General features: G+C 31.0%; 8 protein-coding genes. 4 read left to right on the top strand and 4 right to left on the bottom strand.

Going from position 1 to position 12,453, the window contains the following annotated elements; translation table 11 throughout:
- Positions 1-3 precede the first annotated feature (3 nt).
- Both ACFQ1U_RS11895 and ACFQ1U_RS11890 read left to right on the top strand, forming a co-directional pair.
- Positions 4-2,466: a TonB-dependent receptor gene (locus ACFQ1U_RS11895; protein WP_386108645.1), complete on the top strand. Its 2,463-nt coding sequence runs from the start codon at positions 4-6 to the stop codon at positions 2,464-2,466.
- A gap of 11 nt (positions 2,467-2,477) precedes the next feature.
- Positions 2,478-2,759: a DUF3817 domain-containing protein gene (locus ACFQ1U_RS11890; protein ID WP_386108643.1), complete on the top strand. Its 282-nt coding sequence runs from the start codon at positions 2,478-2,480 to the stop codon at positions 2,757-2,759.
- 183 nt (positions 2,760-2,942) lie between these two features.
- Here ACFQ1U_RS11890 and ACFQ1U_RS11885 read toward each other — a convergent pair whose 3' ends face one another.
- The 3 genes from ACFQ1U_RS11885 to ACFQ1U_RS11875 all read right to left on the bottom strand — a co-directional run bounded on the left by ACFQ1U_RS11885 (position 2,943) and on the right by ACFQ1U_RS11875 (position 8,340).
- On the bottom strand, positions 2,943-3,185 hold the full coding sequence (locus tag ACFQ1U_RS11885) for a MoaD/ThiS family protein (RefSeq protein ID WP_386108641.1): 243 nt from the start codon (positions 3,183-3,185) through the stop codon (positions 2,943-2,945).
- A 4-nt stretch (positions 3,186-3,189) separates the two neighbouring features.
- Positions 3,190-5,655: a DUF5686 and carboxypeptidase regulatory-like domain-containing protein gene (locus ACFQ1U_RS11880; protein WP_386108639.1), complete on the bottom strand. Its 2,466-nt coding sequence runs from the start codon at positions 5,653-5,655 to the stop codon at positions 3,190-3,192.
- A gap of 72 nt (positions 5,656-5,727) precedes the next feature.
- Positions 5,728-8,340, bottom strand: a complete 2,613-nt coding sequence (locus ACFQ1U_RS11875) for an AsmA-like C-terminal region-containing protein (protein ID WP_386108637.1) — start codon at positions 8,338-8,340, stop codon at positions 5,728-5,730.
- Positions 8,341-8,437: 97 nt separating this feature from the next.
- Here ACFQ1U_RS11875 and queG point away from each other — a divergent pair, with 97 nt between their 5' ends.
- Positions 8,438-9,379: a tRNA epoxyqueuosine(34) reductase QueG gene (gene queG / locus ACFQ1U_RS11870; RefSeq protein WP_386108634.1), complete on the top strand. Its 942-nt coding sequence runs from the start codon at positions 8,438-8,440 to the stop codon at positions 9,377-9,379.
- Between the two features lie 33 nt (positions 9,380-9,412).
- Here the strand turns inward: queG and ACFQ1U_RS11865 are convergent, their stop codons facing one another.
- Positions 9,413-10,021, bottom strand: coding sequence for a PAS domain-containing protein (locus ACFQ1U_RS11865; RefSeq protein WP_386108632.1), 609 nt, complete (start codon positions 10,019-10,021; stop codon positions 9,413-9,415).
- A 137-nt stretch (positions 10,022-10,158) separates the two neighbouring features.
- Here ACFQ1U_RS11865 and ACFQ1U_RS11860 point away from each other — a divergent pair, with 137 nt between their 5' ends.
- On the top strand, positions 10,159-12,441 hold the full coding sequence (locus ACFQ1U_RS11860; protein WP_386108630.1) for an NADP-dependent malic enzyme: 2,283 nt from the start codon (positions 10,159-10,161) through the stop codon (positions 12,439-12,441).
- The last annotated feature ends 12 nt before the right edge of the window (positions 12,442-12,453 follow it).

Raw genomic sequence — 12,453 nt, 5'->3', positions numbered from 1 at the left:
TTTATGAAACAAACACTAACTACACTATTTATATTTTTTGTTACCAATTTTTTTGCGCAGCAAATAACTGTTTTAGATGCTGAATCAGGCAAACCAATTGGAGGAGCAACACTAACAAACCAAAGTAAAGTAAAAAATGAGGTGACAAATGATGACGGAAAAGCTTCAGTAGATGCTTTTGCTGATGATGAAGTAATTTATTTTTCTCATGTTTCTTATGCCGAGTTCATCACAACAAAAAAACTAATTATAGCAAATAATTATCAGGTTTATTTATCAAAATTTTCTGAAAAACTAGATGAGGTTGTAGTTTCTGTGCTTAGAAATGAGGCTAAAAGAAGTAGAATAGCAGAACAAGTAGAAATTATTAAAGCAAAACAAATAGCACAAATATCACCACAAACATCGGCAGATTTATTAGCAAATATTCCAGGTATTAAAGTTCAAAAATCACAATTTGGTGGCGGAAGTCCTGTTTTACGTGGTATGGAAAGTAATCGTGTGTTATTAGTTGTAGATGGTGTACGATTAAACAATGCTATTTACAGAAAAGGCCATCTACAAAATTCGATAACAGTTGCTCCGTTTTTATTAGACAAAACAGAAGTTGTTTTTGGACCTACATCAGTTATGTATGGTTCAGATGCGTTAGGGGGAGTTATTCATTACTATACCAAAACTCCAAAGCTGTCTTCTGAAAAAAAAGTTAAAAGTAGTTTGTTTTCTAGGTTTTCAACCATAAACAACGAAATTACCAATGTAGTATCTGCAGAATTAAGTTTTCCAAAATGGGCAAGTTTTACAAGTGTATCATATACCGATTTTGGAGATTTAGTAATGGGAGAAAATAGATCGCATGGGTTTACTGATTGGGGCAAAGTTTATTTCTATTCAGAAAATGTAAATGGTAATTATGCCGAAAATCCAACAGAAAATAAAAATACCAGCTTACAAAGAAATACAAACCACTCTCAAACGGATATTCTTCAAAAGTTTTATGTTCCGTTTTCGAAAAATACAGATTTTAAGTTTAACATTCAATACTCTACATCATCTGATATTCCTAGGTTTGATAGATTAACAGAATATAAAGATGGTAGTTTAAAGTTTGCTGAATGGAATTACGGTCCGCAACAACGTTTGTTATTGTCTCCCCAGTTAAAAATTAATCCTAAAAAGTCATGGATGCAATCAGGAACCATAACTTTAGGATATCAAAATATAAAAGAAAGCCGAATTCAAAGAAAATTTAACAGTTTAGAAAGATCATACAGAGAAGAAGAAGTTGATGTATTTAGTGTTAATGGTGATTTTATGGTAACTACCGCTAAAAATAGAAATTTAGGTTACGGGTTTGAGGTTGCTTATAACGATGTGTCATCAAACTCTTTTGGCAAAGTTCTTCAAGTAGAAAATGGTAATATTACTGGTTTTGATGGCGATTTTGCAGTACAATCTCGTTATCCAGATGGAGGAAGTAGCTATTTAAGCTCAGCTTTGTATGTAGATTACAGGCAAGATTTAAGTAAGAAATCTACCTTAAACACTGGAGCAAGGTTAACAAACACCCAATTAAGTGCTACATGGTTAGATGATACATTTATTAACCTTCCACAATCAGATTTTGATGTTAGTAATACATCGTTAACAGCTACTTTAGGTTATGTATATAAACCAAATAAAACTTGGCAACTAAACGCAGTGTTATCCTCTGGATTTAGATCCCCTAATTTAGATGATGTTGGTAAGGTTCGTGAAAAAAATGGAGATGTAACAGTACCAAATACACAATTAAAGCCAGAACAAGCTTATAGTTTAGAAATGGGTTTTTTTAAGTACTTTAATAAAAGAAAGTTCAAGGCTGGAGTTAATGCATATTACACATTACTTACCAATTATATCTACCGAGAAGATTTTATGCTAAACGGAAGTTCAACAATAACATACGATGGAGAAGAAGGTAATATTGTTGCGAACGTTAATAAAGGGGAAGCTTACGTAGCTGGTTTTACAGCTAGTTATTTTGGAAAGTTAAGTGATAAGTGGACAACTTCTGGTTCTGTAACTTATACAGAAGGTAAGGCTTATGACACCAATTTACCAATGTCTTCCATACCACCATTATTTGGAAATTTCGACGTTAATTATAAGTTTTCAAAGTTTGAAGCAGGAGCAAATCTTCGTTTTAATGCTAAAAAAAATATAGAAGATTATAACTTAGAAGAAGGTATAGATAATCAAAATCAAACACCTATTATTAATCCAGATGCTGAAAATGATGTTGATAAATATTACGGAACACCAAGTTGGGCAACCGTAGGGTTATTTACTAAATATACCGTTAATAAAAATTTTGCCTTACAAGCAAGATTAACCAATATTTTTGATGAACATTATAAAGAGTTCGCATCTAGTATTTCTGCACCAGGACGAAACCTATCATTGTCTTTAATGGCAAATTTTTAAATATTATTATTATGATTCAATTATTCAAAATTGTCAGCTTTTTAGAAGGTATTTCATATTTACTTTTAGTTTTTTTAGGAATGCCATATAAGTATTTAGAAAGTTTAGGTAACGATCCTAGTTACGTGAAAATGTTTGGAATGCCTCACGGATTATTATTTGTAGCATATATAGTTTTGGCATTTTTATTAAAGCCAACTTTAAATTGGAATAATAAAGAATTCGGAATTGTTTGTTTGCTTTCTTTGCTTCCTTTCGGAACCTTTTTTGTTGGAAAATATTTAAAGAAGTAATGAGGTTAATTCAAGTTACTATTCTTCTATAGGTATTAAAAAGAAGGTGTTTCATTAGAATCTAGCTTTTAAAATAGAGCTTTATAGTTTTAGCCAGATTTCCCGTTTTAAAGAAATAGATGGAAATAATTTAAAACTATATTTTATAGGGAAGAATAAGATTAATCTTGTTTAAGATATAAATTAACCTCCACTTACTGGAGGTATAATTGCGATTATATCATTTTTTTTAAGAAGTAACGAATCATCTGCGTAAGCTTCATTAACGGCAACAGCATAACTGGGTAAGCTTTTTAACTGCGGATATTTTTCAGATAACATCTTTTTAAACTCAGCTACATTGCTATTTTCTTCTAAAGTAATCAGTAGTTCTTTAGTATTTAACAAATCCGTAGTAATGCCAAATAACAATATTTGTACTTCCATAATATTAGTTATTAAATATAGTGATGCCTAATAAAAACTGATCATGCGTGTTGTTGTTGTGAAATGACTTTACATAATCAAAACGTAAAAAACGCCATTTTCCCCATCCAATATTAGTTAATCCAAGAGTGTATTCTGAATATGGTTTTTTGTTTGAGTAAAAACCTTTAAATCCAACCACTGTGTGGAAATTTAGTTTGTTTACAAGAGGTATTTTACTTAATAAAAAACCTTTGAAATTATGCTGTATATGCGCTTCGGCATATTGATCATTTGTGCTAAATTTATAATAAGGCATTATATTAAAACCACTTAACCTGTCAAAATTTGCAAGCCCAATTTCATTTGCTAACGGATGATAATAATCTATAAAAGGAAGATTATCTGTGTTAAAAAACATACCTGCGCGTGCATTATAATTTAATTGTCCAAAATTTCCAAAACTAACTTGTTGTTGTAAGCGAGAGAAAATAAAATCTGAATGTAAAGAAGGCATTCCAGATCCAAAAGTTTTTCTATAGCCAAGTGTTAAAGTAGGAAATTTTCTACTAGTTACTGTAAACCTAGAGTCTGGATAGGTAATGTATTTGCTACCAAAGTTAATTTGTGCTGCAATTTGTCCTGTAAATACATAATGTTTATTAAATGAAGCTGATGAATCATTATTGTCAAACGGGTTATTGGTTTGGTATTCACCATCTCTATTAAAAAATGAATAATCTGTATTGTTAAATAAAGAGTTTCTTCTGGCATATTCAAAATTTGAATACACACGTATTCCTGGTTTTAGCTCTCTAGAGTAACTAATTTTGGCAAAAGATTTTTCGTAAAACTTTGCATAATTTTCTTTAGCAAATAAAGAATATAATGAGTTGTATAATGTACTTATAGGGTTTCTATCATCAAATTGCTGAACGGATACACCAGCCTCAAAACTTAAATATGGTTTGCTAAAGTTATTCCAGCTTTTATTAAAAAAAACACTAGGTCTTAATCTTTTATCTGCTAAACCGTAATTAGCGCTTGCACCAATTGTGTATGCATTGCCTTTATCATTGAGTCTTTTTGTATAATTTAGACCAGCAGAAGTGTTAAAACCTTGCACAGTGTTAAAGTTTAAATCTCCTAAAATCCCCGTGTAACTTACATTCCATTTTTCATGAGAATTTCTAAAGGTATATCCTAAAATAGGACTTAGTATTTTAAATTTATTGCGTTTTGTGTCAACCGAGTCTAAATATTTTTTAGAGTTTCTGTAGCTACTAATGCTATCTTTTTTTACATAATCATTCTGCTCTTCTGAAGTTAACGGAACCTTTCTTAGTTCTCTCCAATAACTACTGTCTTTGTCTGTAGCATTTTCATCAAAAGATAAAATTTCTTTAGTAAATGTATTTTCAGTAATTGTTGGAGAAAAATTATAATTAGAATATGAAGCAGAAAAGCGTCCGTTCATATTAAAACCTAAAATTCCAATTTTAAAGTCAATAGTTTGTAACATTAAAGCCCAAACCTTGCTTTGAGCATCATAGGTGTAATTTTGATTAATGTGTAATATATCTATTGCAGGATTATTAATTTGTGCGCCAGTAGCAGTTAGTTCAGCACCATAAATAGCCCAATCGTCTTCAACAATATAGATGTATCCACCAAAAACACGGTCGTTTTCTCTTTTGGGGAGTAACTGAATTTTATTAACTAACCTGTTACTTTCATCATAAAAAGAACCAACAAGTTTAAATCTGTAATAAGAAAAAGCGTATCCAGATATTGGAGAAAATAAATCATTGTTAGCTAAAGGTACTAAGTTGTTGTATAAGTTAAAGTTAACTTCTGCTGCTTGATTAAATGAAACGCCATTGTTATCGCCACTAACTTTAGAGGCTACAATAAATTCTTTAAAATTTTTAGGTTTTTTTTGAGCTGTAATTTTAGATACTGTTTCAGAAAGATAAATTATACCACTACGAGTAGAATCCAACCCTCCACCTAAGTCACCAATTTCGAAACCAAGTCTTTTTTTAGGCGCGTTTTTAATTTTAATAAGACCTCTAGAGTAAAAATCTGCTGTATATGTTCCAGATTTTTGAGTGTTTTTATTTTTGTTAGCAATAGCTTTTCTGATGATTGCGTTGGCAGGATTTTCTTTGGTTTGTATAGACACCTCATTCAGAAGCTCTTGCTTTTCACTCATTTTTACGTTTAATGTAAAAGGTAATTGAGATACTGAAATTTTCTTTTTAATTGTTTTATAACCTAAAAATTGAAAGTTTACAGTGTATTCGCCTTTTTTAGCAATAGGTAACTCATAAAAGCCATTATCGTTGGTTGTAGTTCCAACAAGAGTGTTTTGAATAAAAATACTAACGTAAGGTAGCGGATTATTATTTTTATCTGTTACTTTACCTTTAATTTGAGCATTTATAACAGTACAGCTCAAGATTAAAATTAGAAAAGTAATTTTTTGCATATCATAAACTTTAACAATAAAAGTACGAACTTATAATATGTTGCATACTTTTATTGTTTAAATGTTGTTAAATTATTTTTTCTTAGTAGTATCTTTTTTCTTTTTATCAAAAAGACCGCCTAAAACATCTTTAACTTTATTTACTGTTTTATCACCAGAATTAGTATCGGTAGCAGATGATTTTTCATCACTTTTTTTACCACCTAAAATGTTTCCTAAAGTATTATTAATAAGTTTGTTTTTTTGGTTTTCAATTAGGCTAGTAGTAAGTTTAGTAACAGCATCACTTAAATCTGTTTTTAAATTAGGTTGAGAAAAACTTCCAGAAAAATTAGCAGTAACAGGTACAGTAGTGTTTTGTTGATTATTACCTACTTTGGCTAATAACCCTGTAACTTCTTTGCCTAAATATTTTGCAGGTACATTAAAAGTTGCATTGTAATTCATTAGCTCATCAAAGCTATGACTACCAGCTACTGTAATATCTATGTCGTTATATTTTAAGTTAAATGGTTTTACATTTACTTTTCCTTCTTCAAAAGATAAGTTTGTTTTTAAGTTTTTTAAGTTAAGTTTTTTAAGATCAATAAAATTTAATTTATTATCAAGTAAACTTAATGCTTTTGAGTTTTGGGGATCTATGTTGGTTGCTAAAATTTCAGCCAATGCTTTTCCGCTTAAAGAGGCTAGGTTAGGAGTGAAATCATCTTTTAATTTACCTGATAAATTAATATTGGTGTTAAGTTCACCGTTTAATATAGTAGCAATAGGTGCTAATGATTTAAATAATTCAATGTTGGTAAAAGATTGAGCGATATCAAATGATTTTACGCCTAAGGTCATATTAAAAACAGGAGTTTCTTTTTGAGTGTTTACAGCTCCATTTAAAGCTATGTTACCTCCGAACATATTTCCATTAACATCTTTTAAAGTAGCTGTTTCATCTTTTAAAATAAGAGTTCCGCTAACATTATTTAATTTGTATAAGTCGTAATAAACTTCTTTTGCGTTGGCTTTAACTACACAGTCTAAAAATGCAGGGATTTTTAATTTTTCTTCTTTTTTATTTTCTTCTGATGGAGTTTCTTTCTTTTCAGAATTAGTAACATCAGCAGTCATAAAGTCACTTACTTTAAATGTGGAAGAATTTAAGGTAAAATTTCCTTGTAATTTTTTATCAGATAAAATAAAACCTAAAAAGTTATTTAAAGTTCCTGTTGCCTTTAAATCGCTGGTACCAGTAATTGCATCAAAATTAGTTAACGAAATTTTTGATGGAGCAAAATCAACTTTAGCATTATGAATTTTTAAAGAATTAGCCATTGCATCGCCATCAAAAAGAAAATTATTAATTTCAATGTTACCATTGTTTTTAATACGTTGATATTTATTGTTTTGAACGGCGTCCATGTCAAAACTAGATGTTAAGTTGGCTGTGATAATTCCGCTTAATTCATTTTCTAATTCAACAGGATATACTTTTTTAATATCAGCAAGATCTATTTTTCCATTTACAGTAGCATTAACATATGGATTTTTAGTTAAGTTGCTAATTCTAGCATTTCCGCTAAATTTATTTTTATCAATATTAAAGGCAAGTTTATTTATGGCTAAAAAAGTATCATCAATATTTCCTGTAGTATTTTTAATTTGTGTGTTAATTGCAATGTTTTGTACGCTTTTTGGTAAGCTAGGGTATTTAAAAGAAGCGTTGTCTGAAGTTATTGTAACATCAATTGTTGGTATAGTATTAGCAGTAACCTTACCATCAATTTTACCTTTTACATCAAAGTTTCCAGTGGTTTTTACATCAGAAATATTTTTAGCGTAAGTTTCTGGTAAGAGCGCTAAGAAGTTTTTAAATTCTGAAGAAGGTGTTTTAAAATTTAGATGAATTTCTTGGGTTTCATTTTCAAGCAACTGAACATATCCGTCAAAAATTAAAGGAAGTTGATTAATGTGCGCTTCGTTTTTTAAAAAAGAATATTTGCTGTTTTCTAAATCAAGTTCCAGTATAGCAGCTAAATCTAAATGTTGGTTATTTACGTATACACTGCCATCTTTTTCAAATAAAATAGAAGTAGTGGTTTGTGTATCAAGCTCTGTAATTTTTTGAGAAAAGTCACCACTACCAGAATGGTTAAATTCATTAAGTTCAACATGCATTTTACCTTGTTTGTCACTATACAATAAGCTACTATTGTTAATTGCGTAAGATTGTAGCGATAAACTAAAACTACTAGCAGTTTCGTTATTGTTTTCTGTGCTACTTGAAGTGGTAGTTTTTTTAGTAATATCATAATTGGCATTTCCCTTTTCATCAACAAGAATGTTAACCTTTGCATTGTCAATAGTAAAAGAATTGATGTTTAATTGTGAATTTGCAGCTTTAAATACTTCGGTAATTTTTAATTTTAACTGAACATCTTTTACGTAAGCAAGAGTATCACCTTCAAAAGGTTCAAAATTGGTTATTAAAACATCATTTAAAGTAACAGAAGCCTTTGGAAAGCTAGACAACAAGCTTAAATTTGCATCCGAAAACTCAAACTTTGCATTTATGTTGTTGTTAACGGTTTCTTTAACCAATGCAACTAGTTTGTCTTGAAATAAAAATGGAATAACGGCTAAAATTAAGATTACAAAACCAATAAATATACCGCCAATTTTAAGCGCTTTTTTCATAACTGAAGGGAGTTTATGTTGAAAAATATCTTGAACCAAACAAAAGTATAAAGTTAAAAGATATCTGTAATATTGTAGTTAATAAAATGTTTAATTTTTGAAATCCTTAGAACAACGCTCACAGTTTATCAAAGAAGAAGCCCGCCGTTTGGGTTTTTCTGCCTGTGGTATTGCGAAGGCGGACTTTTTAGAGGATGAGGCTCCCAAATTAGAACAGTGGTTAAAAAATGGGCATCATGGTAGTATGCAATACATGGAGAATCACTTTGATAAAAGACTAGACCCAAGGTTGTTGGTAGAGGGAGCAAAATCAGTAGTTTCATTAAGTTTTAATTATTACCCGGAAGAAAAACAAGTAGATAATTCTTATAAAATTGCCAAGTATGCCTATGGTGAAGATTATCATAAGGTAGTAAAAGATAAATTATTTGAATTATTAACGAGCATTAGAGATGAAATAGGGGCGGTAGACGGAAGGTGTTTTGTTGATTCAGCACCTGTTTTAGAACGTGCTTGGGCAGAAAAAGCAGGTTTAGGCTGGAATGGCAAACACACTTTGTTAATTCAAAAACAACAAGGTTCTTTTTTCTTTTTAGCAGAGTTAATTATAGATTTAGAGTTGGCTCACGATCATCCCTTCACAACAAATCATTGTGGAAGGTGTACTAAATGTATAGATGCATGTCCTACTCAAGCAATATTACCCAATAATCAAATAGATGGTAGTAAGTGCATTTCTTACTTAACCATTGAATTAAAAGACAGTATTCCAATACAATTTAAAGACCAAATGGATGATTGGATGTTTGGTTGTGATGTTTGTCAAGATGTTTGTCCATGGAATCGTTTTTCAAAATCACATCAAGAACCATTGTTTCAACCTAAAGAAAATATGTTGTCTTTTTCCAAAAAAGACTGGGAAGAAATTACAGAAGAGACCTTTAAAAAGGTGTTTAAAAAATCAGCTGTCAAAAGAACAAAATATTCAGGTTTAACAAGAAACATAAACTTTATAAAACCAGTACAAAAACCCGAATGATATTTTCATTCAGGTATTTGTATTGATAGTTTTTTAGTAATCATATTCACTAAAAAAGAACCATTGTAAGCCTTTAATTCGTTTAGCTTTTTCTATAAATTTCTTTTCTTTTTTTGATTCTTCTTCAAATAAATCAACTACAAATTCATCATAACTTTTCCCAATTTCTTCATTTAAATAAGCTTTAAAGTACATTTCACTCACTTTTTCACCTTTTGTTTTTTCAAGTTCTAATAGTGTTTTGTATAAAGGTTCAATTTTAGCAACTACACTATTTGGAACCGCTTTTCTTCTAGCAGTATAGCCAGTAACTTTTCCAGTCTTGTCTTTATCAATGGTGAAATCTGTAATAACCCAGTAAAATTTCCCTGTTTTTGTTAGGTTTTTAACAATAGCATGAAAGTTTTCTTCACGTTTAAGAGCATCCCATAACAGCTTAAAAGCTATTTTTGGCATGTCAGGATGTCTAATCTTATTGTGAGGTTCACCAATAAGATCTAGGGTTTTATACTCACTAGCTTCACAAAAAACATCATTGGCATATAAAATGGTTCCATAAACATCAGTTTTACTAACAATAGTTTTGTTTTTGTTCCATGTTACTTCTTCATTAATAATGGTAACGGGGGTTGTAGTATTCATAACGTATTATTTAAGTTTGTTCACAGCAAAGTTTTATAACATTTAAAACATGCAAAATGATATTTATCATTTTTAATAAATTATGATACTCAATAACAAACCGTATATTTGTCAGTTCACAAACAACAAGAAAACTTATGAGAAACTCTCGTAAAAGACACGAAGCTTTGGTGTATCATGCTAAACCTAAACCAGGAAAAATAGCAGTTGTACCCACCAAAAAATATGCAACTCAGCACGATTTATCATTGGCGTATTCGCCAGGAGTAGCTGAACCTTGTTTAGAAATAGCAAAAGACAAAACAAACGTTTATAAATACACCGCAAAAAGTAATTTAGTAGCAGTAATATCTAACGGAACAGCTGTTTTAGGTCTTGGAAATATAGGACCAGAAGCATCCAAACCTGTAATGGAAGGAAAAGGACTACTATTTAAAATTTTTGCTGATATTGATGTTTTTGACATTGAAGTAGACGCTACTGATGTGGATAAATTTGTAGAAACAGTAAAAGCTATTGCGCCTACATTTGGAGGAATTAATTTAGAAGATATTAAAGCGCCAGAAGCTTTTGAGATAGAAAGAAGATTAAAAGAAGAGCTAGATATTCCTGTAATGCATGATGATCAGCATGGAACAGCTATTATTTCTGCAGCAGCTTTAAAAAATGCCTTAGAACTGGCAGAAAAAAATATTGAAGATGTTAAGATTGTAGTAAGCGGAGCAGGATCAGCAGCAATATCATGTGCTACGTTATACTTGTCTTTAGGGGCTAAGCCAGAAAACATTATTATGTTTGATGTAAATGGTTTATTACATGAAAATAGAACCGATTTAGCACCAAACCAACAAAAATTTGCTACTAATAAATCTTACAGCAATTTAGCAGAGGCCATGAAAGGTGCAGATGTTTTTCTTGGATTATCTGTAGGAGGTTTAGTAACACAAGATATGATTCGCTCTATGGCAAGCAATCCTATTGTGTTTGCTATGGCAAATCCAGAACCCGAAATATCGTATGATTTAGCAGTTGATGCTCGTGAAGATATTATCATGGCAACAGGAAGGTCAGATCATCCAAACCAAGTTAACAATGTTTTAGGTTTTCCATTTATTTTTAGAGGTGCTTTAGATGTTAGAGCTACTAAAATTAATGAAGAAATGAAATTAGCAGCGGTGCATGCTTTGGCAGATTTAGCTAAAAAAACGGTACCAGAGCAGGTGAATATAGTATATGATGAGGTAAGTTTATCTTTTGGTAAAGAGTATATAATTCCGAAACCGTTTGACCCAAGGTTAATTTATGAAATTCCACCTGCAATCGCCAAGGCAGCTATGGAAAGTGGTGTAGCACAAGAACCTATTGAAGACTGGGATAAGTATCGTGAAGAATTAATGGATCGATCTGGGTCTGGTAGTAAAGAAGTTCGCTTATTACATAACCGTGCTAGAAGAAATCCTAAGCGTATTATTTTTGCGGAAGCTGATCATTTAGATGTTTTAAAAGCAGCGCAAAGAGTTTTAGAAGAGCGCATAGCAAAGCCTATATTATTAGGTAATAAAGAAATTATTTTAGAACTTAAAGAAGAATTAGGTTTTGAGGCTGATGTACCTATTATAGATCCAAAAACACCTCAAGAAGACGAGAGAAGACAGCGCTTTGCTGAAAAATACTGGAAGGCACGTCAAAGAAAGGGAGTAACTTTTTTAGAGGCTAAAAAACAGATGCGTGAACGCAATTATTTTGCTATTATGATGGTAAATGAAGGCGAAGCAGATGGTTTAGTTACAGGATATTCAAGACCATATTCATCTGTTGTTAAACCAGTTTTAGAATTGGTAGAAAAAGACAAAGGTGTTAATAAAGTAGCAGCTACTAATATGATGCTCACTAAACAAGGGCCATTGTTTTTAGCAGATACCACTATTAATATCAACCCAACTGCTCAAGATTTAGCTAAAATTACCCAATATACATGCGTTTTAGCTAAAATGTTTGGTATGAAACCTAACGTAGCTATGCTAGGTTTTTCAAATTTTGGTTCTACAAAATCTGAAAGTTCTGCTAAAATAAGAGAGGCTGTAGCGTATATGCATAAAAATCACCCAAATGTAGTAGTTGATGGTGAGTTACAAGCAGATTTTGCCTTAAATCCAGCATTATTGGCTAAAGAATTCCCTTTTTCTAAATTAAACGGAAAAAGAGCTAATGTATTGATATTTCCAAACTTAGAGTCGGCAAATATTACGTATAAATTGTTAAAACAAGTAGATGAAGCGGAGTCTATTGGTCCAATTCTACTTGGTTTAAGTAAGCCAGTTCACGTACTACAATTAGGAGCTAGTGTAGACGAAATGGTAAACATGGCAGCAGTAGCTGTTGTTGATGCGCAAGAGCGTGAAAAGAATATTTACAGATAGTTTTTTAGTAGG

The organism is Tenacibaculum geojense (assembly GCF_042676005.1).
In the GTDB taxonomy this organism is placed as follows: Bacteria; Bacteroidota; Bacteroidia; order Flavobacteriales; family Flavobacteriaceae; genus Polaribacter; species Polaribacter geojense.
The sequence above is the reverse complement of the archived record's forward strand: the minus strand, read 5'-3'. Positions and strand labels throughout refer to the sequence as shown.